This is a genomic window from Micromonospora sp. NPDC049101, assembly GCF_040648675.1.
Classification (GTDB): domain Bacteria; phylum Actinomycetota; class Actinomycetes; order Mycobacteriales; family Micromonosporaceae; genus Micromonospora.
The window spans coordinates 23,510-49,346 of record NZ_JBEZED010000039.1 but is presented as its reverse complement, the minus strand read 5'-3'; the positions used below and the strand labels follow the sequence as shown (position 1 = coordinate 49,346).

Below are 25,837 nucleotides of genomic sequence, written 5' to 3'. Positions count from 1 at the left end.
TGCAGTAAATCCACGAGTACTGATGAAGTGCGATGGCATCCTTTAGGCTTGATCCGTCCAAGTTGTAGCGATTGCCATGTGGCAATCTTGTGTGGACCGAGATTGATTGTCGGATGCTTTACATTCGTTCGTTCGTTCGGGGCGTTCGGTGTTTGGTGTTGTGGTGCTGGTAAGTGGCGCTTCGTTTGTGCCCTATTTTGACCTATGCCGAGCCTTGTTGATCTTAACCCGGTGTTTTCGATTGCTGGTCGCGTGGTTTCTGCCGTGTTTATAACCAAGGAGTCTGGGTGGCGCAGACGGTTGCGGTGCGGGTGGGCGCGGTCGAGGTGCTCGTCGAGGTCGTGCCTGTGGGTGGTTCCCAGCAAACGTCGGTAGGTGAACGCGTCGATCGGGTCGTGGATTATGCGGCGGGTGCGTTCGAGCGGGCGCAGTCGGCGGTGGAGGAGATCGCGGTGTCGACGGCGCGGATGGTCGGCCGGGTCACGCGCCGCGTCGGTAGTCCGGAATCGGTGGAGGTTGAGTTCGGGCTGAAGGTGTCGGCCAAAGGTGACGTGATCGTTGCGGGTGCCTCGGGCGAGGCGTCACTGAAGGTGAAGATCATTTATGGTGCGGCTGGTGACCGTGCGCTTCGAGGGCCGGGCGAAGCTGACCCGGACGCCGCCGACACCGACGCCGAGGAAGCGCAGGACGGCGCGTAATGACCGTGCGGGTGGCCGGGTACGACTTTCTCGGCTGGGTCGCTGCTGACGATGCGGCACCTGTCGGCACGTGTTTCCAGGTCGAGCCGGGTGTGCTGGTCACCGCCCACCACGTTCTCGCGGAGATCGGTGCGGCGGCGGTGGGATGCGTGGTGCGGGTCGGGCCCGTCGGCGGCCGTGCGGGGTGGGACGCGACGGTGCAACGCGTCGACGAGGTGCACGACCTGACGATCCTGCGCGCCGAGCAGCCGCTTTCGGGATCTGTGTCGCAGGTGGTCGCCTCCGACAGGGTGCGGGACAACGAGCCGGTGACGACGGCCGGCTACCCGACGGTCGAGGACGACAGGCACGGGTACGAGCTGCTGGCCGCAGGTGGCCACTGGCGCGGGCCGGCGCTGCGAGACGGCGTGTTGTGGTCACGTCTGCAGGCGGACGCGGTCATGCCGGGGATGAGCGGTGCGCCGGTGCTGCGGGTGTCCGACCGGGCGGTGGTTGGCGTGGTTTCCGGCCGCTACAACTCGCAGGACGGCTGGTTGGCCGGTGCGGTGTGGGTGTCCCGGGTCGAAGACCTGTCCGCGCTGCTGGACGGGGTGGCGTCGGTCGTCGTCGAGGAGACGGTGTCGGCGAATGGGCTGCTAGACCTGGTGCTGACGGTGTCGCAGTCGCAGGTGCGCCTGTCGGGGTGTGGACAGGATGTGACGGCGGCGCATCGTGGTGTGTCTTCCGGACTGGCCAATGCGTTGCAGGACGTACGTCGGGAGCGCGCTCGCCCGCGTGCGGTGACGCGTGACCTTGCGGCCGAAGGCCAGGTCGCCGGTGTGGTGTCGTTGCGGCGCGCCGGCGAGTTGTTGGCGGAATCGTTTCTGCCGGTCACGGTGGCGCAGGCGCTGGCCCGGGTGATCCGCCGGGCGCAGCGGGAGCATGTGCCGGTGCGGGTGGGGGTGCAGGCACCGGACTGGTGGTGGCTGCCGTGGGAGGCGTTGCCGGAGCCGGTGACCGGCCGTCCGATGGTGCTGCACGAGCTGGTGTCGGCGTATCGGAGGGTGGAGGCGGCCGGTTCCCGGTCGACTGCGGCTCCGGGCCCCTTGCGGATTGTGGTGGCGATCGCCTCGCCGGAGTCCGGTAGTGGTCCGCTGCTCGATTACGAGCGGGAGTTAGGCAGTGTCCTGGACGCGGTGCATGGGGCGCATCGCAGCCGGGCGGTGGTGCGGATCGTGCCGTTCGCCACGACGGCGGCCATTCGTGCGGTGCTGGAGGAGGACACCACGCATGTGCTGCATCTGTCCGCGCATGGTGCGCCGGGCATTCTGCATCTGGAGGACGAGCAGGGTCATGCGCGGTCGGTGGGTCCGGAAGCCCTGATAGCGGAGGCGATCCCGGAAGGCCGGATGCCGCGGGTTATCTCCCTCGCGGCCTGCTACACCGATGCCGACGGTGAGGATGGTGCGGGGTCGTTCGCCGCCAGGCTGGCTCGGCGGGGCGCGGGCGCGGTGATCGCGACGCAGACCTCGGTCACCGACGTGTACGCCACACGGTTGTTCGCCGCCGTGTACGCCGAGTTGGCAGCGTCGGCGCGGCCGGATGTGCTCGCGGCGGTGGCACAGGCCCGTCGGCGCGTGCAACGAGACCTGGCCGCCGGCCCTGACCCGCTGACCCAGGCGGTCGCCGGCATGGACGAGTGGAGTGTGGTCAGCGTGTTGGCTGCCGCACCGTCGGTGACCGTCGTTGACGGCTCCGCACCAGCCGAACCTCGCGCGGAGATCGTGCCGGACCTGGGCGGCCTACTCGCCCGACCGGTCGGGCAGTTCGTCGGTCGGCGGCACGCGCAGCGCACCCTGCCCGGCCTTCTCAATGACGGCACCGGTACGGCGGTGCTGCTGCACGGTATCGGTGGGGTCGGGAAGACCACCCTGGCCGCCGAGGTGGTACGCCGCCTGCTGGACGCGTCGCCGGACTGGCGTCTGGTCACCGTGACCGGGCCGGTCACCGTCGACGGGCTGTTGACCGCGCTCGCCGACGCGGCCCGTCGGGAGTTGGTGCTGCGCGAACAGTTCAGCGGCCCGCCGATGGTAGCGGTGCAGGCGGCCGGCCGGGTGGACCTGCCCTGGTCCGATCGGTTCGCTCTGTTGCGTGATCAGGTCCTGGCCGGCACGAGGATCCTGGTGGTGCTGGACAACTTCGAGGACAACCTGATCCGCGACAGCGGCACTGACGCCGGTTGGTCAGTCGCGGATCCCGGGCTGGCGGGGTTGCTGGCCGCCGGGTTGACCAGCCCCGGCCGTAGCCGGCTGCTGATCACCAGCCGCTACCGGTTCGGGCTACCCGACCCGGCCGCCGAACGGCTGCATTCTTATCAGGTGCCGCCGTTGAGCCTGGCCGAGACCCGAAAGCTGCTGTGGTCACTGCCCCGCCTGGATCGGCACGCCGCCGACATCGACGCGCAGCAGCGGATCTGGCAAACAGTCGGTGGGCACCCCAGGGCCTTGGAGTACCTCGACGCGCTGCTGCCCAGCAACGGCGGCGAGCCGGCGGGGCAGGGCCGCTTCACCGACATCACCCGACGCCTACGCCAGGCCGTCGAAACGCGGCTCGGTCCTGCCGGCACCGCCGCGTGGTTGGCCCAACAACGCACCTTGGACGCAGCGCTGGCCGACACGGTCACGCTGGCCGCCGACGATGTCCTGCTCACCGAGCACCTGACCCGCCTCGACCCCATCGAAGGCGCGGTCCGGCTGCTGGCCGGGATCAGCGTCTACCGCGAACCAGTCGACGTCAACGGGCTGCTGTTCCAGATCGGCGTCGCGAACCCGGATGCCGAACCGGGACAGCAGCCCGACGGCACGGCAGAGACAGCCGCGCAGATCAGTGACCTGCTGTCACGATACGGACTCGATCTGAACGGGCTGACGGAGGCGCTCGGGCACGACAGTCCGCTGTCCCCGGCAGACGTCGAACGTCTCGCCCGGCTTCTGGAGCAGGCACGCCGACCGCCTCAGCCCCCGTTCACCGCACCACCGGGCATGACGGAGCTGGTCCGGCAACTCGCCACGACCAGTCTGATCACCATCGTCGATGACGACCGGGTGGTGATGCACCGCTGGACCGCCACCGAACTGCATCGCCACTGGAACACGTACCACGGTCCGCACCACAGCCCCGGGCTGGTCACCGCCGCCCACCACGCCGCGGCAACTTACTGGCGGTGGCGCGCCGAGACCTGGCCGCGAGATCGGTTCGACGACCTCCATGATCTCGACGAGACCCGTCACCACCTGCTGGCCACCGATGATCTGGAAACCGCCGGAACCATCACCGAGCACATCTGCAGCCAACTCGACGGGTGGGGGGCGTGGGACCGGGAGATCAGCCTGATCCATGACACCCTTCGCTGGCTCCCAGAAAACTCACGCCGTCGCCCGGCCTGGTATCACCAGCTCGGCGTAGTCGCTCAGTATCGGGGTGACTACGCCGAGGCCGAACGCCGCTTCCAGCAATCCCTGACCATCAGTGAGGAGCTGGGTAACCGGGCCGGCGTGGCCAGTAGCTACGGTCAGCTCGGGATCCTCGCTCAGGATCGGGGCGATCACGCTGAGGCCGAACGCCGCTTCCAGCAATCCCTGACGATCGACGAGGAATTGGGTAACCGGGAGGGCTTGGCTATCAGCTATCACCAGCTCGGGATGCTCGCACAGTATCGGGGTGACTACGCTGAGGCCGAACGCCGCTTCCAGCAATCCTTGACCATCAGTGAGGAGCTGGGTAACCGGGCCGGCGTGGCTACCAGCTATCACCAGTTCGGAATGCTCGCTCAGGATCGGGGTGACTACGCTGAGGCCGAACGCCGCTACCAGCAATCCTTGACCATCAGTGAGGAGCTGGGTAACCGGGCCGGCGTGGCCAGCAGCTACGGTCAGCTCGGGATCCTCGCTCAGGATCGGGGTGACTACGCCGAGGCCGAACGCCGCTACCAGCAATCCCTGACCATCGACGAGGAACTGGGTAACCGGGCCGGCGTGGCTATCAGCTATCACCAGCTCGGGATGCTCGCTCAGGATCGGGGTGACTACGCTGAGGCCGAACGCCGCTGCCAGCAATCCCTGACCATCAGTGAGGAGCTGGGCCACCGGGCCGACGTAGCCAGCAGCTACCACCAGCTCGGGATCCTCGCTCACACTCGGGGTGACTACGCCGAGGCCGAACGCCGCTACCAGCAAGCCCTGACCATCTACGAGGAACTGGGTAACCGGGCCGGCGTGGCCAGCAGCTATCACCAGTTCGGGATGCTCGCTCAGCATGGGGGTGACTACGCCGAGGCCGAACGCCGCTACCAGCAAGCCCTGACCATCAACGAGGAACTGGGTAACCGGGCGGGCGTGGCCAGAAGCTACCACCAGTTCGGGATCCTCGCTCAGGATCGGGGTGACTACGCTGAGGCCGAACGCCGCTACCAGCAAGCCCTGACCATCTACGAGGAACTGGGCAACCGGGCCGGCATGGGCGCCAGCTACCACCAGCTCGGGAGCCTGCGTACCGAAACGAGTGAGTTCACCGGGGCAGTGACCTTCCATTGCCAGGCCCTCGCGATACGGCTCGAAGTCGGCGTTCCCCAAGCCGGTTTCGATATCGCTCGGCTCAGTAACCTCCGCAGGAAGATCGGCGAACAGAGATTTTGCGACGCAGTCACCGCCATCCTCGACGAACAATCGGTGCAGGCGCTGACCGCTCTACTCGACCAGGCAGAAAGTCCAGAACAAGAAGACGGCACGTAAACTCCTACCCGGGCGGCAAGATTCAGAAGCCGCACAGGCTGCGCACTCATCTAGCCATGACCCCCGCGCTGGCTGTCTGCCCACCATTGCCTGAGCGTGGCCGGGGCGCCAAGTGCCGGCGATCCGCTGGGGTCGACGCGGATTCAGGCGAGGAGGAGGAATGTCGGCACAGCAATGAGGATCCCCGCGAGAGCGCCTGCGGCAACCTGGCCAATCGTGTGATCCGCCAGCCGCACGCGGGACCAGCCCACCAGGACGACGATCGCCAGCGAGAGGATCAGCGCTGGCCCGAACACGATGATCAGTACGGACATCGAGCCGCTGGCGACAGCGGCGTGTGCACTGAGCTTCCACACCTGGTTGATCGCGGTGACGATGAGCAGCACGGCGAACATCACCACGACCATGGCGACGAGCGGCTGGGGCGCGCCGGCGACTACGAGCGCGGCGAGGCCAACAAGGACGGACAGCAGTCCGTAGACCAAGGGCATGCGGCGTTGCTCGCGTACGCCGATGTGGTGGTCGGTGAGTCGCCCTCGTCGTACGCCGACCCAGATGACGGCGTACGGGACGGCGGAGCAGAACAGTATGGCGAGCAGTGCCCAGCCGAGGCCGGTCATTACGGCGGGGGCGGTGCTGTGCAGGGCGATGATCAGCGGCATCAGGGCCGCGAAGACGGCTGGCGCACATGCTTCGGTGACGACCCGTGCCACTCGGGAAGTGCTGTTGGCAGGCAGGTCAACGAGTGCGGGCACGATGATGTTCTACCTCTCGGACGACTGCGGGGTAAGAGGCAACGCGTCGGATGTGACGCGCCTGATGATCATCCCGGCCATCGGGGATGCGATCGCTCGGGCTACCTGGGCAAGCCACGTCACCTGGTCCGCGGCATCGAAGTCACCAGCGGCTGAGTCGCGGAGCGGGCCCAGCGGTAGGGCGAGGGCTCCGGCGGCCTCGCTGGAAGGGGGTACGCCATCGAGCCGGGACGCCAGTGCCGCACCGATGACGACGGCTTCGACCATGGCGGTCTGCTGCTCACCGACGAGGCCGCCTTCCTGAGCGGCGCTCTGCGCCTGCGCGAGGACTGCCGTCGACATCCACGGCCGCAGGGTGGCATAGCCGTCGAGAATCTCCACGGTGATCCTGACTCGTCGCAGGGAAGCGTCCCGGGCGATCGATAGTGCGCCGCGGACGCCCGACGGCGATGGAAGCAGCGCGATTTCAGGCAGTACGGCATGGATTCGCGTCCATAAAGGATACAGCCGGTAGTAGTCCCGAAACGCGGCGGCCCCCACCCACAGCCGGTCCAGGCCCACGAGAGGACCCCAGGACGGAATTGTGGACCCGATTAGGACCAGCAGGATCGACGTGCTGAACGTCAGTACCACCACCGCATCCGTGATCAGGGCCCAGTCTGGGGACCTGTTTCCCAAGGCAACGGCTACGAGCTTGGCGGCCACGTATGCGAGCCCCCAGAGCGAGCCAACCGTGATCATCCGGAGGCCGAAGCGCAACAGCGGCCGATGGGCGATGCGAGCGTAACGGTTTGCCAAGACCACCACCTGCGTCAGTGACCAGCCCAGGTAGGCCAGGTACACGAACAGGTAGGCCAGGTACACGATGTGGAATGGAGGGTGGAACGGCTCGCCGTAGTACTCGGCGGGGCGAACGCGCGGATCTGAGCGACTGCCGTCCGAGAGTGTCACGACAAACATCACGATCATGACAGTGATGGTGAGCGCCAGGGCGATGGTCCGCCGCCGTACCCGCCGCTGGGTGCTGACGTCGCCGCTGGTCATGTAGAGAAGGAATGCCTGCGCCGCCGTGGCGCACATCAGTGAGAGGCAGTTGGACGTCAGTCGAGTGATATCCGGGATCCCGAACAGCTGGTCGATCTTTGGCATGAGCGGCTGAAGGGTCATCGAGATGGTGATCGCGATCAGGGCAAGGCACAGTGCACGAAGGGGGCGGTTGCCTCGGTCCCGTGCCAGGTCGCGCAACTTGTAGAGGCTCATGCCCCAGCAGATGAGCGTCACGGCGATCATGATGCCGCGAGCGAGGCTCACCATCAGGTGACCCGGCCTTCCAGCGTCGCCACCAGCCTGGCGGAGACTCGTGGATCAGCTGTCGCGGAGGTCGGAATTGTGGACCATGACTCGGCGCGTTGTACGGCGACCGTCCCGAAGACTTCAGCCCGGCGCTCGATCGGCTCGTCATACGCGAGACGTGCCAGTGCAATCTCCGGTACGGATGGATCCACCGACGGCATGAGCATGGCCGCGAGACATTCAAGATCATTCGGGATGGCGACATCGTCGAACATCATGTGCCCGTATTCATGACCGATGATGAGGCTCTGGCGCACTTTGCCGGCATTGGCGTCGTAAAAGACATAGTCGGAGAATTCGCCGGCTACCCAGAGGCCATGGGGGGCAAGGGCTGGCAGATGCCGGGGGATGAGGTGAACCTGCCGTCCGCGGCGATGCTCGATCCGGTCGTGAAGTTGAGCGAAGGTGAAGGTCGAAGGCAGCTTGAGTGCGGCGAGGAGCTGCGCTGCCTGCTGTCGCAGGTGGCTCACGCTGCTATCGGTATGACGTTGCATCGAGTTCCCTGTTCATCAGGCTTCGGCATGGTTTGGTCCCGTGGCGAGATCTCGACGGCCTCACCGCTCTGCCCTGCCCGGGTGGTACTCGAGAACGGAGGACAGCTGTGCCAGCAGCAGTGTCTGGGATCCTGACGGCGGCTTCGGCGCCACCCAGCCATTCGTCACTTGCAGCACCCGGGTGGCGAACAGCTCGGCCTGGTGTTCCTCGCGATGTGTGTAGACGACGCGCTTGAGATCCCGCCGCAGGCTGGCCATGTCAGCTACGTGGAGCGCCCTCCTGATATCGCGGCCGACGGCGGGACTACCGACGTGAGCGAAGACCATGTGGCCGATGCCGTGCAGGACGAGATAGTCCCGGTGGAGGCGAGGCAGAGCCGATCCAATCAGGATGTGATCCGTCGTCGCGCCGCGACACCACATGGCGCGCGCCTCGGCCTGGCATGTTCGGACAGCCTTCACCACCAGCCGTCGGCCTCGGGCCCGCTGCAGTTCCGCGCAGAACTCACCCACACTGAAGGTCGCTGGCATGGTGAGGCTGTGCAGGACCTCGTCGCATCGGCGAATCTGCTGCTCATTCCACGCTGTGGTCTGGTTGTCGTGGCACCACCAGCTCTGTAACCGCACGCAGCCGGCGGTGACCGGCGGTCGGTGGCTTGATTGTTTGAAGACGTCGGTCATCAGCGGCGCTGCCGATCGGTGCTCTCCGACCGGCTGCGGGCGGCAGCCTCCAGCCGCTGCACCTGCTCGATCATGGCCACAACTGCGGCATGGCCCTCTGGCGATAGCCGAGCGTCTATCAGGCGCATGGCCACCTGCTTGATAAGCGGATCGGTCAGAGCCTGGGCGAGCCTGTGCTCATGTTGATCTTCCGACGTCTCAGCGAAGAAGGTGGGCGGCTGCCCAAAGAAGGCCGCAATGGCGTCGACGACCGATCGCCGTGGGTCGGGCGATCGACCCTGGCGGAGGTTGCTCAGGTGGGTGTGGGAGATCTTGCATCCTCGACGCGTTAATTCGTTCGCGACGTAACGAATGCTGTAGGGCTTCCCGGCAGGGTCCGTGACATGCAGAAATAGCCAGTCGAGCCGTTCGGCGAACGTCTCGCCGGCTGATTCATCGGCCTCGACCATCGGGACTCCTCGCGACTTGGAACACAAGGTTTACACGACGGTCCATGCTGGAATCAAGCATTGACACGGCTACACGCTGTGTGCGTAACATTACGAGCCTCTGGCAGCGGGTGTGGCCAACGGGGCTGCAGTGTCATCTCCCGCTGCCAGAGTGCTCCTGCACAGCGGCTGCAGCGCCATCACCACCTGCCGCGCCTGCCCACGCGCTGGCCCAGTCATCTCGAGCCGGCCCGCGACAGAGCCTGCCTTGCAGCCGGCGGTATGGCCATGCGCTGGACACATAGTCAAAGGGGGATGCGCCGTTGCGCCAGATACAACTGATCACGAGCCGCGCCGCCATTGCAGCTGCGATAGGTGCCCTCGCCGTGAACCTGGCCGCATGCACCTCGGTCGATGACGCTGCCACACCGAGCGCAGGACCGGTCAGCTCACAACCGGCTCCCAGCATCGACGCGGAGGACGCCCGTGCGAGTGCGTCCACGCTTGCCGCTTACCGGAACTACGTCCAGGCCTACGTCACAGCGTCGAATAAGGGCGACTACAACGCAAAACTCGACAGCTTTGTGGCGGATCCCGCGCTGCTGACTGTGCGCCAGGACCTGCTGATCAAGTTCCAGCAAGGACTCGTCACAACTGGTGAACCCACCTCGACGCCCAAGGTGAGCAAGGTCGACACGAGCCGACGGCCCTTCACCGCCGAGGTCGAAGATTGCTTCGACACCGGCAAATGGGACGTCGTCTCCAAGAAGACCGGCAAGTCGGTGCGGAGCGCGGGACAGACCACAAGGTACGTGGTGATCGCCAAGGCTGAGTTGTTCGAGGACGGTCAGTGGCGTATCCGAGAGGTCAGCGCCCAACGGGAGAGGCCATGTTGATCCGAAGGGCGCTTCTGGTTGCGGCCCTGGCAATCGGCGGCAGCCTCTTGGCGCCGGGCGCGGCGTATGCGGACTACGAGCACTGCGACGCGTTGGGCAACTGCTACTGGGTGGTCGAGAATCCCGGCACTGGTGGCGGCGGAAACGGCGGCGGGGACAGCAACAGCGGTGGTGGCGCCGGCCGGGGCTGCACCTACGAGGGTCAGACCGTGCCGTGTGTGGTCGATGGACTCGGGGTGTGGGACGGGTCGTGCTACGTCAACCGGATCCCCCCACCGCCGGGCGGCCGAACCGACGGCTACTGGAGCATCCGGACGTGCGGCGTCTACGGCGGTGTCGCTTCGCAGACGCCGGCGACCTGGTCGGCGGATCCGCCCGCGGGAATTCTGCCTTCGTACCAGGAGCTCGCTCAACGAGCCATCGCCCAGATGGACCTCGACGGTCCGAACATCGGGATCGCCCCGCAGACCAACGGGGCCGGCCTGGTCGGACTGCCGATCTGGCTCTGGAACACGGTAAGTCCCAGCACCTGGGGCCCGATCACGCGGACAGCGGCAGTGCCGGGACGGTCAGTCACCGCCACCGCGAGGGCGCAAAAGATCGTCTGGAGCATGGGCGACGGCAATTCGGTCACCTGCACCACGCCGGGCACCCCCTATCAGCCCTCATACGGCAACAGGAAGTCGCCGGACTGCGGTTATGACGGCTACTCGCAACCGAGCAGCAATCAGGCCGGAGGCCGATACGCCGTCACGGCCACTACCTCGTGGCTGGTCACGTGGAGTGGTGGGGGTGGGACCACCGGCTCCCAGACCGTCGACCTGTCCTCGACCGCCACGATCGACATCGACGAACTGCAGGTGATCACGTCATGACCAGTGCATCGATGAAGTCCTCCCGCTCTGCCCCGCCGGTCGCTGCTCCCTACGCCGTTCCCCGCGTCGCACCGCAACGCCGCTGGCGGCCCGCACTCGTCTGGTTGGCGGTGGCGCTTATCGCTGCCGGTGGGCTGATCGCCGCCGCGGTACTACGCAAGGTCGGCACCACCGCCGAGTACCTGGCAGTGAGCAGCGCGGTCGAGGTTGGCTCGACTATCGATCGGTCCGATCTCAGCACGGTACGCATCACCGTCGACCCGGCACTCAAACCGATCAGGGCCGGCGCCGCCGACGAGGTCATCGGCAAGTACGCGGCGGTCGGGCTGGTACCCGGCACCTTGCTGACCAGGGCGCAGCTCACCGAGACGGCCGTGCCGGGGCAGGGTGAGCAGTTAGTGGGACTCAGCCTGCCGCAGGAGCGCATGCCCGCCGAGAGGGTGAAACCAGGAGCTCGGGTGCTGCTCGTCGTAACCCCGGTCGACGGTCCAGCCTCCGGCCAGCAGCAGACGACGGCAGCGCCGATCAACATCATGGCGACCGTGGTGGACGTGCGTGCCGGGATCAAGGAAGGCACAACGCTCCTCAATGTCGCTGTCCCCGATCGTGATGGACCGCTCATCGCTTCCCGTGCGGCCGCCGGCCAAATCGTCGTCGCCCTGACTCCGGGGAGTTGACGTGGCCATCATCGCGATGGTTTCGGCCAAGGGTTCGCCCGGCGTCACCACCACCGCACTGGCTTGCGCCCTGTCCTGGCAGGGACGCACCGTGTTGGCCGAGTGCGACCCGGCTGGCGGCAGTGTCCTGAGCGGCTACCTGTCGAGACTTGAGATCCCGCCCATCGGCCTCCTGCCGCTGGCCGCGGCGGCCCTCCGCGACCAGCTCGCCGACACGTTCCCTCATCAGCTCGTCGACCTCGACGCCAAGGACCCGGGTCAGCGTCTCGTCCTGCCAGGCATCAACGACACGGTCCAGGCGGGAACCATCCAACCGACCTGGGAGCCACTCACCACGTTCTTCGGCCAGCTGGAGCACCGTGAACCCAGCTACGACGTCATCGCCGACTGCGGCCGACTCGCCACCAGTGCACCGCCGTGGCCGCTGCTGCTCCGCGCTGACCTGCTACTCCTCGTTGTACGCGCGACGAACCTGCGGACCATCGCGCCGGCCGCGGGCGCGGCAGAGATGCTCCGCCGGGAATTGACTCAGTACGGCCAGGGGGCCGGAACGCTCGCCCTGGCCCTGATTGGCGACGGTCCCTACAGCCGACGGGACATCGAACAGCGCCTGCAGCTAACCACCGCGATCGAGCTCCCCGACGACCGGCGTACCGCCGAGGTGTTGAGCGACGGCGGCGGCCGACTACGAGGCAGCGAGCGGTTGCTCCGGGCCGCCGCCAGTGCGGAGCCGGCAGTACGCGATGCGATCGCACGGCGGCGCGCTCACCTGGCGCCCACGTCAACGAGGGGGAGTAGCCGTGCCTGAGGAGCGCCAATCCAGCGGCCCGACATGGCCGGCAGCCGTCGACCGCGTAGCCACAAACGGCCGGCGCTGGCCCACGAACGGCACCGCCGCCGCCTTCAGGCCGGCGCCCGAACCGCCCGCCGATGCGGCACGCCAAACCGCGCCTACCAGCATCGACTACGCGGCGGTACGACTGCTGCGCGCCCGGGTCAGCGCGGAACTGACCGTGGCACTCAGGGAGACGCCGAACGTCTCCACTGCCCACCGGCACGCCGAGGCGGAGCGCATCGCCGCTCGGCTGGTACGCGAGCATGTCGACGCTCTGCACCAGGCCGGACAACCGATCCCGCAGGCCGAAGAAGACGCCCTGCTCGACGCGGTCGCGGCCGACATGTTCGGCCTCGGCCGTCTGCAGCAGCTGCTCGATCGTCCGGACATCGTCAACATCCACATCCTGGGCTGTGACAACGTGCGGATCGAGCACACCGACGGCCGGATCACGGTAGGCGAGCCCGTCGCCGAGACCGACAAGGAACTCATCGACATGTTCCAGGTCCTGGCGATGCGCGCCGGAGCGACCGAGCGCTCACTGTCGTCGACCAAACCGTGGCTGGACATGCAGCTGCCCGACGGTAGTCGCCTCACCGTACTCATGCAGGTGTCGGTGCGCCCCTACGCGGCCATCCGCCGGCACACGCTGATGGACGTCAGCCTGGAGGATCTCCGCGACAAGTACGGCGCCATCGACGACCTGATCTGCCAGTTTCTCAAGGCGGCCATGGCCGCCGGCCTCAACATCATGGTCGCCGGACTGGCCGATGCCGGCAAGACAACCCTGCTACGTGGTCTGGCCCGTGAGATCCCCGACCGGGAGCAGTTCGTCACTCTCGAGGAGTCCCGCGAGCTCGGTCTGCACACCACCGGACGACACCGATGGGCGATGAGTCTCGAGTCGCGCGAGGGCCACGGATCACGCGGCACCGACGGTCGACCTGCGGGTGAGGTCACGATCATGGACATGATCCCGCTGACCCTCCGGATGTCCGTGCAGCGAATCATCGTCGGTGAGGTCCGATCCCGGGAGATCGTGCCGATGCTGCAGGCCATGGCTACCAGCAAGGGCTCGCTCTGCACCATCCACGCCCGGCACCCGCGAGCCGTGATGGACCGTGTCATCGAGTTGGCGCTGCAGCACGGACCCGAGATGACCGCCGAACTGGCACGGCGGATGGCCGGCGGGGCCATCGACCTCATCGTGTACGTCAATGTCGAGGACGAGACCAAGCTCGGTGGCCGGAAACACCGCTACGTCTCAGAAGTCCTTGAGGTAGGCGGGATGAGTGGTGATCAACTCGTGACTACCCAGGTCTTCGGTCCGGCCTCGGACGGACGAGCCGTACCCCGGCATCTGCCGGAGCGGTTGCTCGAACCCCTGCTGCGTGTCGGATACGACCCACGCCACCTGAGCGCCTACATCCAGCAGGGGGAGCACAACCACGGCACATGGACGGCCGGCCTTGACACCCTGAGGAGGCGGCCATGAGCCTGCTCGACCTCGCCGCTGTGCTTGCCGGCATGCTGGCTGTGGCAGGCGCGGTGCTCGGTGTTTTCGGCGTCATGGGTACCACCCGTCCGCCCCGACCTTCATCGGCCCTTCAGCAGCAGGCACGCCGCTGGTGGACCGGTTCCGGGCGCACGCGCCGGGAACACCGCGCCCACCAGATCAGGGTGAGTACGGCGATCGGCGCTGGTGCCCTGACCTGGCTGCTGACCGGCTGGCCGGCCGCCGGGATGATCATCGGCATTGCCGTTCCCGGGATACCGTGGCTGTTCGCTGCGGGTCGCGCGGAGAAGCAGGCGATCGCCCGGCTGGAGGCCGTGGAAGCCTGGACTCGCCGGTTGGCCGACATCGTCGCCCGGGGAATCGGTCTGCAGCAGGCCGTCGTCGCCACCGCCGCGACGGCGCCGCAGCTCATCGAGCAGGAGGTCCGCGACCTGGCGGCGCGTCTGCAGGGCAGTGCCGACCCCATCGCCGCCCTACAGCAGATGGCTGACGACCTCGACGACTACACCGCTGACCAGGTCATCGCCCCGCTCATGCTTCACGTCACCGACCGCGGCGAGGGTCTGCACGAGGTGCTGACCGGGATCAGCCGGTCCATCGCCGCCGAGATCGAGATGCGTTCGACGGTGGATGCGAAACGCGAGGGACCTCGCTTCGCCGTTCGGTTTCTGACTGGCATGACCATCCTGCTGCTGGGCTACGGGGTGATCAACCCGCACTATCTGCAGCCGTACGGCAGCATGCTCGGCCAGATCGTGCTGCTCTTCCTCGCCGGCCTGTACGTCGTGCTGATGACCTCGGTTCGCAAGCTCAGCCTGCCGCCCAAGCGGGAACGGCTACTGCCACCGGTCGAGGTGCAGACCCTGGCGGCGACAGGATGAACAACGGCTATGTCACTGCCATGGTCCTCGCCGGCGCGATGGCTGGGTTCGGGGTGTTTCTGCTGGTCGTACAGCTGATTCCGGCTCCACCGGCGCTCGGTCCCGCGCTTCGGCGGCTTCATCCGCTGAGCGCCGCGAGCACCACCCCGGCCGGCGTCAGCTGGCTCCGGCGGCGGTTCACGGTGCCGTACGGCGACCTGCGGTTGCTGGACCGCAGCACCGACCAGTATTTCCTCACCCTGGGGCTGTCGGCACTGTTCTGCCTGGTCCTGCCCGCCCTGATCACCGTCGTCGTTGCGGTGCTGTCTCTGCCAATCCCGGTGTTCGTCCCCGTGGGCGCGACGGTCGTCGCGGCCTTGGCCGGCGCAGTACTGGCCCACCGAGAGGTCGTGTCCAAGGCCGCGGTCGCACGGGCGGAGTTCACCCGGGCCATGTGTACCTACCTCGACCTCGCGGCACATCAGGTCCTTGGTGGGCATGGGCCGGTGGAGTCGCTGGATCGTGCGGCCAGCGTCTGCCACGGCTGGGTCTTCGCCCGCATCCGGGAAGCTCTGCTCAGCGCCCAACTGCAACTGCGACCGCCGTGGGACGAACTGAAAGTCCTCTCCCGCGACATCGAGGTCATCGAGCTGGGTGACCTGGCGGACATCATGCGCACCGCCGGCAGCGAAGGTGCCAACGTCCACCAGACGCTCCGCGCCCGCGCCGACTCGATGCGAGACCGGATCCGCACCGAGGCTCTCGCCCAGGCGGAGCTGCGTACCAACAAGCTCGACATCCCCGCTGCCGCGCTGATCCTCGTGCTCCTCGTCCTCATCGGCTACCCGTTCATGGCCCGACTGTTCGTCCGCTGATCCCGGCACAACCCTCTAGGAAGGAACCCGCCATGCTCACCATTCACGGCGTCGTCGCCTACCTGACGACTCGCTGGCAGGACTTGACCGATCCGACCCAAGCTGACCGCGGCGACAGCCCAGTCGGTACCGCCGTCATCACCGCGATCCTCGTCGCCGGCGCCGTGGTCGTCGCCGGTGCGATCGTCGCCGTCGCCAACGGCTGGGTGGCCCTCATCCCGACCCAGCCGTGACCCGGGAGCAGCCCACCGTCTGCCCGTGCCCGTCCGGAGGCGGGCAGACAGATCCCTTGCTCAGCGATCGTGGCAGCTCGCCGGTGGAGTTCGCCATCATCGCGCTGCCGATGATCCTGCTGACCTTCGCCGTCATTCAGACCGGGCTGATCTTCTTTGCCCAGTCCATCGCGCTGGGTGCGGCGACCCAGGGGGTCAACGCCGCCCGGGGCTACCAGTCCTCGGCGGCAGCGGGAGAGTCGCGGGCCACCAACTTCCTGTCGTCAGCGGGAACGGGCTTGGAGAGCCAGCAGGTCACCGTTGTCCGCACCGCGACCGAGGTGCGAGTCACCGTTACCGGCCAGGCGATCACGGTGTTGCCGGGGCTCAGCTGGACCATCAGCAAGTCCGCCCATGGACCTGTCGAACGGCCGACCACGCCATGAGCACCTGGTGGATCCGCGATCAGCGCGGCTCGGCGAGCATCGAGATGGCCGTGGTGACACCGGCCATCCTGGCGTTGTTCGCCGGCGCCGTCATCGGCGGTCGGGTAAACCTCGCCCGCCAGGCGCTCGAGGCGGCGGCCTACGACGCCGCCCGTACGGCGTCCCTGGCCCGTAGCGGCAGCGAGGCAAACGCGCAGGCGCTGGTCGCTGCCAACTCCACCCTCGACGCCCAAGGGCTGAGCTGCACCGACGTGGACGTCGTCGTTTCCACCGCAGGCTTCGGTGTTCCTGTTGGCCAACCCGCCACCGTTACCGCCACAGTTAACTGCACCGCTACCTTCTCCGACGTTGCGCTGCCGGGGATGCCCGGCACCGTGCCGCTGGCCGCTTCCTTCACCAGCCCGCTGGACACATACCGGAGCAGAGCTCTCGGGTTCACGAATTCTGAAGCCCCGATTGGCGGGAACTGACGTGTCCACCTTCAGTCTGGCCGTCATCGGATGCTTCGGTTCGCGAACTGGCGTCTCGACTTGGGATGTGCGTCGAGCCTGGAAGGGCTCCGTCAGTTCGCTGTCCGCTGGGGATGAGGGGCGAGCAGAGATCGGGAGCCGGGCCGAGTCACGGTGTCTTGTGCGCGATCGCGAGTCGGGTTCTGAATTGCCTGGTGATCTGTCCGTTGTAGACGTCGTCGATGAGGTGGGTGATGCAGGCGAACAGGTCGGTGCGTGCCTGCGGTTCCATGGCTCGGTGGCCGGAGTAGGTCATGAGCAGGTTGAGGTACTCGGGGGCCGTATAGGTCTGTTGCCACGGGTAGCGGCGGAATTCGACTGGTCCGAAGCGTTCCGATCGGTCGAACTCTGCTGCCTCTTCGGGGGTCTCGTCATCGGTCGTCAGGCGCATGCCGGGCGGTGTTGTGGGGTCGAAGCGCTCGTAGCATCGTTGCGCGTCGGCGAAGAAGGCGTTCGTCCCGCCGGCGATGTGGTGGGTCGAGACGATGCCGAGGGCTCCGCCGGGACGCAGCAGGTCGGCTGCCTTGATCATGCGCACGTCGGGGTCGAGCCAGTGGAACGCGGTCGCGGAGAGCACCGCGTCGAAAGGTCCGTTCGAGGGTTGCCAGTCCTCGAACGCCGCCGTGATGACGGTGACGTTGGGGAACTGTGCGAGATTGCGGCGGGCGACGGCGGCCATGTCGGGGCTGAGGTCCATCGCGACGACGGTGCATCCGAGCTGGGCCAGGGGCAGTGTCGCTTGGCCGGTGCCGCATCCGATCTCCAGCACCCGAGCGTGCGGGCCGAGACCGGCGAGCGTGGCGAGATCGGTGAACAGCGGGGGTGGATAGCCGGGACGGCATCGGTCGTAGAGTTCGGCGTCCTGGCCGAATGTGGTGCGCAGCATTTCTCGGTTGGTGTCGGTCATGGTGGCTGGTCATCCCTTCAGGTCGTGCAGGTTGGGGTGATCGAGCACCCCCGGCAGGAACGGGCTCGGCTGCGACGCTCAGGCGAGGTCAGGTGGCGTCTGCGAGATGAGCCTGAGTACGTCGAACACCGCCGTGCGGTTAACGGTTTCGGGAGAGTGCCGCAACGGCAAGGCCGTGACCGGGCTATCGCCGGGCCGGTGGGACAGCTCTTTGTCGGGGATGGGGTCCACGGGCACGTGCGGCATTTTCCCAGCGGGGGTCCGCCGTTGGCGACGGATTTCCGTCGTTACTGGTCAGAATTGATCGTTGCCGTCGAGGTCCGGGTGGCTGAGGACGCTGGTGTAGCGGGTGCCAGCTTGGATGCTCAGGCCGAACAGGTCGGCCAGGCGTCGAACGTCGCCGCCAGTGGCGAGGGCCTCGTCGAGGATGCGGTCTTCGCGGATGGCGGCGATCGACAGGTCGGGGCCGATGGTCAGCCAGATCCAGCGTTTGCTGCATTCCTCGGTGCGGCGGCCGGTGTGTTTGGTGAGGAACAGGTGCGCGTTGGCGGTGTCGGGCCAGCGGTGTTGCCGTATGTCGAGGTAGGCGCGCAGCCGCTCGCGGACGGGTTCGGCCAGGATGATGACCCTGCCCTCGACGTGCAGCCGGCCGTCGCGGACGTCGGTCAGTTGCAGGCGTTGCAGTTGCCCGGCCCGCAGGCCGTGGAACGCGACGAGGGCGACCAGCGCGGCGCGGGCCGGATCGTCGGGCATCAACGCGGCGCGCAGCAGCTCGACGTTGACCGGCAGCGGTTGTTTGGCTTCGTGGTAGCCGATCTTGACGCGGGTGGTGGGGTCGGTGAACAGCACCTTGCGGGCCTTGAGCAGCCGGCAGATGGACTTGAGGCCCTGCCCTGCGGTGGAGCGCGCGTTCCCCGACGGCGGCAGGGCATCGAGTACATGCTCCCGGGTAATCTCCCGCAGCGAATTGTGGCCGGCGGCGGCCCAGACGCGCAGCATGGGCAACGCCCAGCGCAGGTGCAGCTTGATCGTGGTTTCGGAGCGGGGTCGGCGCCGCGGCGGGGTGGGGCTGCCGTTCTTCATGATCTCGTACCAGAGGGTCAGTTCGGTGATCATCGTTTCTGGGAGGCCGTCGATCTGCTGGGTGAACCAGCGGTCCAGGGCTGGGGTGCGGTCCTCGACCAGGTCACCGCCCATGGCGAGGACCTTCATCACCGGCCAGATGGGCAGGTCGATGTCGCGCAGCAGGGTCACGTCGCTGGCGTTGATCGGCGCGTTCGGCCGGTCCTGGATGCCGAGCACGATCCGCAGGCCGTAGCAGGTGCCCTCCAGCAGCCTGGGGGTCCAGCCGAGCTCGGCGGCCATGTCATGGGCGAGCTTGTCCAGGGCGGCGGCGCGGGCGGGGTCCGCGCGCAGGTGCAATCCGGCGCGGCCGTGCGCCGCGAGGTCGCGGCGCATCCTGAACAGCACGAGTTGTTCGTGGTCGCCAGTGACCGCGAACTCCGACAGCGGCTGGGCGACCGGCTCGGGCTCAAGCCGGCGTTTGGCGCGGCCGTCTTGAAAGGTGTCGGCGATGAACAGTTGCTGTCCGTGGCGGTTGGCGCCGGTCAGGTCGAGTTTTTCGTCGGGAAGGCGCAGCATGCTGGCCTGCTTGTAGCACAACCGGCAGACCTCACGGCCCCAGAAGCCGACGTGCCGGGGCTGCGCGCATACGGTGCACGGCTTGACTGCAGGGTAGTTCTGGCACCAGGTCACGCAGGCGCGGCACAGCCAGTTGTGGTGCCGGGTCGCTCCCCACGCTTGGCATTCCCGGCACGAGTCGACGCCCGGGTCGCCGTCCTTGTGGCAGCGGTTGCACAACCCGCTGGTGTAATAGCCGATCCGGGAGCCGCAGCGCAGGCACGGCGGCGGGATAACCGGCCCGCCGGGCCAGCACGCGAAGCAGAACTCGACGGCGGCCATCGCCGCCGGAGCGCGTCGGCAAACGCTGCATTTGCGGCGCCGTCGAGCAATAGCGCCAGGCTTCCTGGGGGTCATGCCGGTGGCAGGGAACGGTTGCGGCCCAACCGGGGCGTCACCGTCGGCGGCGGGCTGTCGGGCGTCGGGTCGCCAGCCGTCCGGGCGGCGCGGGTCTGCGTGCGGCGGGCCTCGACCTGGTCGGGTTCGCGGACCAGCAGGTCGGCCGGGGTGCAGTCGAGGACGGTGCAGATCACGTCCAGGTCGTCGAGCCGGATCGTGGTCGGTGTCGTGGTCCACAACGCCGACATCTTGCCCGCGCTGATCTCGAGTCCGTACTCGGCGAGCCGTCGGCGCATCTCGGTGGACTTCCAGATGCCGCGCTCGGCAGCCTTCAGCCGTAGGTTCCAGCGCATCGGCTCACCCTCCGATCCCGGTCAGGCGGGCGGCGACCCGATGGTTGGCCTGTGCCCATGCCTGCTCGATGTGGCCATCATGAACGTGGATATACCGGGTCGTTGTGGACAGCCACGAGTGGCCGAGCAACTCCTGTACGGCTTTAAGGTCCACGCCTTGCGCGTACAGCGACGACGCGCAGAAGTGCCGCAACCCGTGCGGTGTCAACCGGCCCTGCCAGGTTGGCAGCCACCGGACGACCGCGTCGGCCAGGCCGGTGCGCAGCGCGTTGGCTCCTGCCCGCATGCATCGGCCGGTGTGCCGGTCGCGGCGCTCGCTGGGCAACAGCGGTGCGTCGGGGTCGGCCCAGTCGTCTCCGAACTGGTGCCGGACGTCGGTCAGCCACCAGGTCAGCAACTCGTCGACCGCGTTGATCGCCGGAACCAGCCGCGTTTTCGGCCCTCGGCCGCCGCTGCCCTTACCAAACCGCACGTGGAGTTTGCCAAGCTCGCCGACGTCTGGCCGCCAGTCCCGGATGTCGAGCATCGCGGTCTCGGTGATGCGCAACCCGGCCCGCCGCCACAGCGAAGCGGCCAGATAGTCCCGGGCCGCTGGCAGGAACTTCCGCGCGTGTGGCAAGGACTCCCGCCAGCCGGTGAACAGTTGCTCGACCTCCGCCTCGGCCGGCGGCACCCGCGGTACATAGTGGTACGGCTTGCTCGGCCGGTTGAACTCGTCGATCGGCTGGCTGACCAGGTACCCGGTCAGCGCGTGGATGTCGCCCTGGTAGCGCAGTTCCAGGAAGTCGAAGAACTGCCGCAGAAAACTCGCCTTGCTGAACAAGGTGCTCTGTGCCTGCCGCTGCTCAGCACGCAGCCACACCAGATAACGGTCGGCGTCGGCCGACTCCGCCGTCCAGACCGGACGACCGAGATAGCGGATGAAGTCGAACAGCGTGCTCCGCTGATGGGAGATGTGGTGATCGGTGATCCCCGCCGCCGCCATCGCGAGGGCGTACTGGTCTACCAACTCCTGCTCGAAGTCCTCGATCTCCTGCTGGCTGCCCAGCTGCCGCGGCGATCGGATCGAGCGAACCACCGCCAGCCCCACGCCTGCACCTCAGTTCACCGGAGGACCGAATGCCTCAAAGATCGAAGCGATCCTTCAGGAATCTCGACCAAACGTCAACATCGATGGAGGATCGGGAAAACCCATGACGGCCAGGTCAGCAGTTCAGGTACGCGGGGAAAGTCGGAAAGAACCCAAGAGTTGGCTGACACGGCAGTGATCACTCTCAGGCGCCGGCTCGGCAACGACGACGGTCGGATCACGATCTGGTTCGCCGTACTCGCGCCGGCTTTCCTCGCCTTGATCGGCCTGGTTGTCGACGGTGGTGCCAAGGTGCGCGCGTACCAACGGGCGGACAACATAGCCGCTGAGGCTGCCCGGGCTGGTGGACAGGCGATCAACGTGGGGCAGGCCATCGACGGCGGTGCCAAGGAAATCGACGCCTCGATGGCCTCCACCGCCATTCAGGCGTACCTCGGCGATCTCGACGGAGTCACGGGCACCGTCATCGTGGACGACGCCCAGCAGCTGACCGTCACCGTCAACGTCACCTACAACCCGATCCTGCTCGATCTGTTTGGTGGGGGAGCGGGCACGACGGTGACCGGCCGGGCCACCGCGACCCTCATCGCTCAATGACAGACCAGGAAGGAGTAACCGTGGCGCGGACCGCACCGGCGATCGGTCGGGGTAGGCAGGCGCTCGACGGCCTCGGCGCCCTCGCCGTGGTCGCGCTGATCGTCACCCTGCCGGTTCTTCTCGTCTGGGCCGCCGGCAATCCGCTGCCCGGTTTGAGGGCATGGTTCACCGGCCTGGTCGAAGATCCGAGCGCAGCCGCCTCCCAGGTCTGGCACACCATCAGCAGCCGGGACGATGGAGACCTTTTTCTGCAGACGCTGGCGCTCATCGGTTGGGTCGCCGTCATGCTGGCCGCCTGGACCTGGGTCACCTTTCTGATCGCCCTGGTCGTGGAGACCATTGCCCAACTGCGTGGGCGCCGGCGCGGTCGGGTCCCGCGCAACACCGCTCGCATCCCCGGCATGCGACTGCAGCAGCGTGCCGCGGCCGCGCTGGTCGCCGCGATCCTCGGTGCGCTCGGCGCCCCGGCTTTGGCATCGGCATCAGTGCCTGCCGCCATCGCCAGCCCTCCTTCGGTCGCGCCCGAGCATGCGAGCCCGGAGCAGGTCGCACCTCGCACGGCCGTACCGGTAAATGGCCCGGACGCCACCGGTTACCTTGAGCATTCGGTGGAGCGCGGGGAGAGCCTGCTCGACATCGCAGAGGGGTACAACGTCTCCTGGCAGCGCTTAGCTGAGGCCAACCACGGCCTTGCGCAACCCGACGGGCGAAGCCTCCAGCCAGGCAACACGCGGGTGTACGCCGGCTGGAAGCTGCGGATCCCGGTGGACCTCGCCCGGGCAGCGACTACCACGACGAATACGACGCCAGCAGCAACGGCCGCGCCGTTGGTCTATGAGGTGGCACGCGACGACTGGTTAGCCGGTGTCGCTCAACGTTTTCTCGGTGATCCCGACCGCTACACCGAGATCGCAGCCATGAACCCGGATCTCGAACGACGCGACCACCGCTTCCCGAATCACATCGAGCGCGGCTGGCGTGTCACCCTGCCCGGCGACGCCCGCGATCGTGGCCCTGTCGACCACGCCGAGGGTCAGCTCGTGGCCGCCGACCGTGACCAACGGGCTCCGAGCGCACCGGAAGTCGACGATCAGCCAACCCCGCCTCGCCCATCGGACAATGGGGGGAATTCCGGCGCAGCAGCTCCGTGGCCGGAGTCCTCAGCGGCTCCTGCCGCTACGCCAACCGCCTCGGTCAGCCCATCCACGACGCCCGTACCGTCGACCACAGCCGGAGCCACTGCGGACCCTTCCGCGCCGCCCGACCAGCCCAGCGACCCGGCCGACGACGGCGACGTCGACGAGGCGATCGTCCTGGGATCGTTGGCCGGCGCAGGATTGCTCTCCGCACTGCTGCTCGCCACCGTGTTGCGTCGCCGGCGCCGCCAACGCCAGCACCGTCGACCTCGCCGCCGGCTGCCGCATCCGCAGGGTGGTGCCACGGAGCGGGCCCTGAGGGTGGCTGAGCAACCCGCGGACGTCGACCGGCTTGACCTCGCCCTACGCAGCCTCGCCGCAGCGCTGGCGGAGCGGGAACAGCCTTTGCCGGATATTGCCGCCGCTTGGATTGTCGACCGCAAGGTTACGGTCGTGCTCAGCGAGCCCGGCTCACCACCGCCCGCACCGTGGCTTGCCGATCGCAGGGACTGGACCCTGCCTGGTGACGCGGTCATTTCACCCGTTGACGAGCAGCTTTCCCCGCTGCCCACTCTCGTCGCCATCGGATCGCAGCCCGGTCGACATTTCCTGATCGACCTCGAACGTCTGGGCAGCCTCACCATCGCCGGTGACAGGGAACGCGCCCTCGCCCTGCTGCGCTACCTCGCTTGCGAGTTGGCCTGCAATGCTTGGTCCGACGAGGTCGAAGTCATCGTTGCCGGCTTCCCGGCGCCGGAGACCGAACTGCTCGTCGCTCTTAACCCCGACCGGGTGCGGGCGGTCTCGTCGGTCGGTGAGGCTGCCACGCGGATTCGGCGGCGTGCCGCAGCAGTGGCGGCTGCCGTCAGTGCAAGCGGTTCAGCCGACACGTTCGCCGGTCGCATATTCGACGTTGGCGAAGCCTGGGCACCCCAGGTGCTGCTCGTCGCCGATCCGCACGCGAACGATGTCGGCGTGCTCGATGAGCTGGGGAAGGAGTTGCGGGAGCTTGGGCGGTCTGCTGTCGCGGTGGTCAGCACCACGACGTCCCGCGACGCCTTAGGCCCGAACACCGCCGTGATTGATGAGGGCGGCCAACTGCGCCTCGCCCTGCCGTTCCTCCTTGTCGAGGGCGTCGCAGCAGGATTGCCCGTACGAGAATTGGAACCGCTCGTCGAGATCATGAAGCAGGCGCGGGCCGCCATGGACGAGCCGACCCCGCCGGCTACTGAGCAGGAGTCGTGGGCGGAAGATACCGACGCCGCCGGCTCAGTGCTCGACCTCATTACTGCGAGCCAACCGGCCACACCGACGGCGCCCACGGCCGACGATGCAGTGACCGGCGCCGGTGACACGTCGACGTCGGCGGACCCCATCGTCGCGGTGCCCCGCATCGAGCATGCCCGTACGATTGCCGCGGCCCCACCGCGCGAGGTCGCCGCAGCGATTCGCCAGCGCCGCCGCCAAGCCGACCCGCAGCTCGATGCGGACTTGCGAGCCTGGCGAGAGCGGGACAGTTTGCGTCCCCGGATCAGCGTCCTCGGGGCGGTCGCGGTCGAAGCGCCCGGCCCGGTGCCCGACCAGCGTCGCCGCTTCCACGCGGAACTCATCGTCTACCTTGCTCAGCGCGGTGCCCGCGGAGCATCCGCCGAACAGCTCACCGATGCGCTGTGGCCCGATCAGCAGGTCAAGGACGCCAGCCGGCGGGTGGCCATCACCCGCGCCCGCCGGTGGCTCGGGGAGACCACCGACGGGACCGCCTGGCTGCCTGAGATGGGATCCGACCGGCTCTATCGGTTGGCGCCGGGTTACCTGCTGGACTGGCACCTGTTCCGCCGGCTGCGCAGCCGTGGCGAGAGCCGTGGTCCTGCTGGTGTGAAGGACCTACGAGCCGCGTTGGAGCTCGTTCAGGGTGTCCCTCTGGACGGAGCCGACCGGGCGTACGCCACCGGCACCCGCAACCCCTTCACCTGGCTACCCGAGTCCGACATATATCCGGGGCACATCACCTCCGCTGTCGTCGACACCGCCCACGAACTTGCGAAGCTCCACCTGGACGCGGGCGACCCCACGGGTGCGCGGTGGGCCGCGCAGCGAGCATGGCTGGCCGATCCGGAGCGCGGTGACGACGGGCCCTGGCACGACATCATGCGAGCCGCGCACGCGGAGGGACATACCGCTGAGCTGCGCAACCTTCTGGGTGAGCTGATGCGCGCGCGAGAAGCCGAGGTGCCCGAAGACCTGGCGCCGGTCACCTACGCCCTACTGCGCGAACTCCTGCCAGATCTGTTATCAGCGAGCAGCGGGACCGGATAGACCGACCAGTACGCACCGGACGGATTTTGCCTGACCGCGGCACGTCAAATCACGATTGGAATGAACCTGATGCTGACCTCGAACCAAGATCACGGCACTAACTATGCCGAGGCAGCCCGAGAGATAGCAGCTCGACTTGCACTTGGTAACGATGACATCGCCGCCGCGGGAGCTATCCAGCTGGCGATCGAGGCGTGGAAGTGCCTGGCCGGTACGGACCTTGCTTGGGATCACTATGGCCTGGAGCTGCTTGACGTCCGAGCGAGGCTCTACTCGGATCACGATGACGTGGTTGTCGACGCTGGGGCGCCGGTCCGGGATGACGCTGAGACTCGCCTCGCCGTGTCGGCGCTGCTGGAGCAACTCGCGCGGTATCACGATCGTCTGGCCGCCGATGATCGCGACGACCTGGCTCGACGGCTCAGCCATGACGCTGGCGCCCAACAGCTGCGACGCGCGGTCGCGGCCCTGGTATGACCGTCGGCCGTTGGTACAACGAGGCATACCAGGCCTTAGGTACCGCGTCTACCGCGATGGGCC

Annotated in this window: 24 protein-coding genes; 15 read left to right on the top strand and 9 right to left on the bottom strand. The window is 67.4% G+C overall.

The annotated features are described in order from the left end of the window. Positions 1-287: 287 nt before the first annotated feature. Entirely contained in the window at positions 288-698 is a 411-nt protein-coding gene (locus tag AB0B57_RS34170) for a CU044_2847 family protein (RefSeq protein WP_357079625.1), read from the top strand. Next, complete coding sequence (locus AB0B57_RS34165; RefSeq protein ID WP_357079623.1) at positions 698-5,467, top strand: tetratricopeptide repeat protein; 4,770 nt, start codon at positions 698-700, stop codon at positions 5,465-5,467. Before AB0B57_RS34170 ends, AB0B57_RS34165 begins: the two co-directional genes overlap by 1 nt. A gap of 143 nt (positions 5,468-5,610) precedes the next feature. On the opposite strand, the gene AB0B57_RS34160 is transcribed toward AB0B57_RS34165, so the two are convergent. From AB0B57_RS34160 to AB0B57_RS34140, 5 genes are all read right to left on the bottom strand, one after another. Further along, a complete protein-coding gene (locus tag AB0B57_RS34160) occupies positions 5,611-6,129 on the bottom strand; it encodes a hypothetical protein (protein ID WP_357079620.1) in 519 nt (172 codons plus the stop codon). Between the two features lie 102 nt (positions 6,130-6,231). Then, positions 6,232-7,536 carry an MAB_1171c family putative transporter gene (locus AB0B57_RS34155; protein ID WP_357079617.1) on the bottom strand — a complete coding sequence of 435 codons (1,305 nt, stop codon included), beginning with the start codon at positions 7,534-7,536 and terminating at the stop codon, positions 6,232-6,234. Further along, positions 7,536-8,045, bottom strand: coding sequence for a hypothetical protein (locus AB0B57_RS34150; RefSeq protein ID WP_357079614.1), 510 nt, complete (start codon positions 8,043-8,045; stop codon positions 7,536-7,538). Before AB0B57_RS34150 ends, AB0B57_RS34155 begins: the two co-directional genes overlap by 1 nt. An 84-nt stretch (positions 8,046-8,129) precedes the next feature. Continuing rightward, complete coding sequence (locus tag AB0B57_RS34145) at positions 8,130-8,750, bottom strand: hypothetical protein (protein ID WP_357079611.1); 621 nt, start codon at positions 8,748-8,750, stop codon at positions 8,130-8,132. Continuing rightward, on the bottom strand, positions 8,750-9,199 hold the full coding sequence (locus AB0B57_RS34140) for a hypothetical protein (RefSeq protein WP_357079609.1): 450 nt from the start codon (positions 9,197-9,199) through the stop codon (positions 8,750-8,752). Before AB0B57_RS34140 ends, AB0B57_RS34145 begins: the two co-directional genes overlap by 1 nt. A gap of 365 nt (positions 9,200-9,564) precedes the next feature. Here AB0B57_RS34140 and AB0B57_RS34135 point away from each other — a divergent pair, with 365 nt between their 5' ends. The 10 genes from AB0B57_RS34135 to AB0B57_RS34090 are packed head-to-tail and all read left to right on the top strand — an operon-like array spanning position 9,565 to position 16,840. Further along, positions 9,565-10,074, top strand: a complete 510-nt coding sequence (locus AB0B57_RS34135; RefSeq protein WP_357079606.1) for a hypothetical protein — start codon at positions 9,565-9,567, stop codon at positions 10,072-10,074. Next, a complete protein-coding gene (locus tag AB0B57_RS34130; protein WP_357079603.1) occupies positions 10,068-10,949 on the top strand; it encodes a hypothetical protein in 882 nt (293 codons plus the stop codon). The genes AB0B57_RS34135 and AB0B57_RS34130 overlap by 7 nt, the downstream gene beginning before the upstream one ends. Beyond that, positions 10,946-11,626 carry an SAF domain-containing protein gene (locus AB0B57_RS34125; protein WP_357079600.1) on the top strand — a complete coding sequence of 227 codons (681 nt, stop codon included), beginning with the start codon at positions 10,946-10,948 and terminating at the stop codon, positions 11,624-11,626. Before AB0B57_RS34130 ends, AB0B57_RS34125 begins: the two co-directional genes overlap by 4 nt. A 1-nt stretch (position 11,627) precedes the next feature. Beyond that, complete coding sequence (locus AB0B57_RS34120; protein WP_357079597.1) at positions 11,628-12,434, top strand: ParA family protein; 807 nt, start codon at positions 11,628-11,630, stop codon at positions 12,432-12,434. Further along, positions 12,427-13,956, top strand: coding sequence for an ATPase, T2SS/T4P/T4SS family (locus AB0B57_RS34115; protein ID WP_357079594.1), 1,530 nt, complete (start codon positions 12,427-12,429; stop codon positions 13,954-13,956). The genes AB0B57_RS34120 and AB0B57_RS34115 overlap by 8 nt, the downstream gene beginning before the upstream one ends. After that, positions 13,953-14,858 carry a type II secretion system F family protein gene (locus tag AB0B57_RS34110; protein WP_357079591.1) on the top strand — a complete coding sequence of 302 codons (906 nt, stop codon included), beginning with the start codon at positions 13,953-13,955 and terminating at the stop codon, positions 14,856-14,858. The genes AB0B57_RS34115 and AB0B57_RS34110 overlap by 4 nt, the downstream gene beginning before the upstream one ends. Next, the gene (locus tag AB0B57_RS34105) at positions 14,855-15,712 is read left to right on the top strand and encodes a type II secretion system F family protein (RefSeq protein WP_357079588.1); all 858 of its coding nucleotides are present in this window, start codon (positions 14,855-14,857) and stop codon (positions 15,710-15,712) included. Before AB0B57_RS34110 ends, AB0B57_RS34105 begins: the two co-directional genes overlap by 4 nt. A 32-nt stretch (positions 15,713-15,744) precedes the next feature. Further along, a complete protein-coding gene (locus AB0B57_RS34100; RefSeq protein ID WP_355595894.1) occupies positions 15,745-15,945 on the top strand; it encodes a hypothetical protein in 201 nt (66 codons plus the stop codon). Between the two features lie 56 nt (positions 15,946-16,001). Beyond that, a complete protein-coding gene (locus AB0B57_RS34095) occupies positions 16,002-16,370 on the top strand; it encodes a TadE/TadG family type IV pilus assembly protein (RefSeq protein WP_357079584.1) in 369 nt (122 codons plus the stop codon). Beyond that, the gene (locus AB0B57_RS34090) at positions 16,367-16,840 is read left to right on the top strand and encodes a TadE/TadG family type IV pilus assembly protein (protein WP_357079581.1); all 474 of its coding nucleotides are present in this window, start codon (positions 16,367-16,369) and stop codon (positions 16,838-16,840) included. Before AB0B57_RS34095 ends, AB0B57_RS34090 begins: the two co-directional genes overlap by 4 nt. 148 nt (positions 16,841-16,988) lie before the next feature. Here AB0B57_RS34090 and AB0B57_RS34085 read toward each other — a convergent pair whose 3' ends face one another. The 4 genes from AB0B57_RS34085 to AB0B57_RS34070 form a co-directional block, all read right to left on the bottom strand. Continuing rightward, positions 16,989-17,786, bottom strand: coding sequence for a class I SAM-dependent methyltransferase (locus AB0B57_RS34085; protein ID WP_357079578.1), 798 nt, complete (start codon positions 17,784-17,786; stop codon positions 16,989-16,991). A gap of 294 nt (positions 17,787-18,080) precedes the next feature. After that, a complete protein-coding gene (locus AB0B57_RS34080; RefSeq protein ID WP_357079575.1) occupies positions 18,081-19,748 on the bottom strand; it encodes a hypothetical protein in 1,668 nt (555 codons plus the stop codon). A 71-nt stretch (positions 19,749-19,819) separates the two neighbouring features. Continuing rightward, a complete protein-coding gene (locus AB0B57_RS34075; RefSeq protein ID WP_357079573.1) occupies positions 19,820-20,158 on the bottom strand; it encodes a helix-turn-helix transcriptional regulator in 339 nt (112 codons plus the stop codon). Positions 20,159-20,162: 4 nt separating this feature from the next. Further along, a complete protein-coding gene (locus tag AB0B57_RS34070; protein ID WP_357079569.1) occupies positions 20,163-21,248 on the bottom strand; it encodes a tyrosine-type recombinase/integrase in 1,086 nt (361 codons plus the stop codon). Between the two features lie 159 nt (positions 21,249-21,407). Here AB0B57_RS34070 and AB0B57_RS34065 point away from each other — a divergent pair, with 159 nt between their 5' ends. The 3 genes from AB0B57_RS34065 to AB0B57_RS34055 are packed head-to-tail and all read left to right on the top strand — an operon-like array spanning position 21,408 to position 25,774. Next, the gene (locus tag AB0B57_RS34065) at positions 21,408-21,845 is read left to right on the top strand and encodes a TadE/TadG family type IV pilus assembly protein (RefSeq protein WP_357079566.1); all 438 of its coding nucleotides are present in this window, start codon (positions 21,408-21,410) and stop codon (positions 21,843-21,845) included. A gap of 20 nt (positions 21,846-21,865) precedes the next feature. Beyond that, positions 21,866-25,297 carry a LysM peptidoglycan-binding domain-containing protein gene (locus AB0B57_RS34060; protein WP_357079563.1) on the top strand — a complete coding sequence of 1,144 codons (3,432 nt, stop codon included), beginning with the start codon at positions 21,866-21,868 and terminating at the stop codon, positions 25,295-25,297. Positions 25,298-25,357: 60 nt separating this feature from the next. After that, positions 25,358-25,774 (top strand): hypothetical protein, encoded by a 417-nt coding sequence (locus AB0B57_RS34055; RefSeq protein ID WP_357079561.1) that lies wholly within the window; start codon positions 25,358-25,360, stop codon positions 25,772-25,774. Positions 25,775-25,837 lie beyond the last annotated feature (63 nt).

Coding starts and splice junctions, on each gene's coding strand:
- AB0B57_RS34165 (WP_357079623.1), top strand. CDS start 698: ATGACCGTGCGGGTGGCCGGGTACGACTTTCTCGGCTGGGTCGCTGCT.
- AB0B57_RS34160 (WP_357079620.1), bottom strand. CDS start 6,129: ATGCCGCTGATCATCGCCCTGCACAGCACCGCCCCCGCCGTAATGACC.
- AB0B57_RS34155 (WP_357079617.1), bottom strand. CDS start 7,536: ATGGTGAGCCTCGCTCGCGGCATCATGATCGCCGTGACGCTCATCTGC.
- AB0B57_RS34145 (WP_357079611.1), bottom strand. CDS start 8,750: ATGACCGACGTCTTCAAACAATCAAGCCACCGACCGCCGGTCACCGCC.
- AB0B57_RS34140 (WP_357079609.1), bottom strand. CDS start 9,199: ATGGTCGAGGCCGATGAATCAGCCGGCGAGACGTTCGCCGAACGGCTC.
- AB0B57_RS34130 (WP_357079603.1), top strand. CDS start 10,068: ATGTTGATCCGAAGGGCGCTTCTGGTTGCGGCCCTGGCAATCGGCGGC.
- AB0B57_RS34125 (WP_357079600.1), top strand. CDS start 10,946: ATGACCAGTGCATCGATGAAGTCCTCCCGCTCTGCCCCGCCGGTCGCT.
- AB0B57_RS34110 (WP_357079591.1), top strand. CDS start 13,953: ATGAGCCTGCTCGACCTCGCCGCTGTGCTTGCCGGCATGCTGGCTGTG.
- AB0B57_RS34105 (WP_357079588.1), top strand. CDS start 14,855: ATGAACAACGGCTATGTCACTGCCATGGTCCTCGCCGGCGCGATGGCT.
- AB0B57_RS34100 (WP_355595894.1), top strand. CDS start 15,745: ATGCTCACCATTCACGGCGTCGTCGCCTACCTGACGACTCGCTGGCAG.
- AB0B57_RS34090 (WP_357079581.1), top strand. CDS start 16,367: ATGAGCACCTGGTGGATCCGCGATCAGCGCGGCTCGGCGAGCATCGAG.
- AB0B57_RS34085 (WP_357079578.1), bottom strand. CDS start 17,786: ATGACCGACACCAACCGAGAAATGCTGCGCACCACATTCGGCCAGGAC.
- AB0B57_RS34080 (WP_357079575.1), bottom strand. CDS start 19,748: ATGGCCGCCGTCGAGTTCTGCTTCGCGTGCTGGCCCGGCGGGCCGGTT.
- AB0B57_RS34075 (WP_357079573.1), bottom strand. CDS start 20,158: ATGCGCTGGAACCTACGGCTGAAGGCTGCCGAGCGCGGCATCTGGAAG.
- AB0B57_RS34055 (WP_357079561.1), top strand. CDS start 25,358: ATGAACCTGATGCTGACCTCGAACCAAGATCACGGCACTAACTATGCC.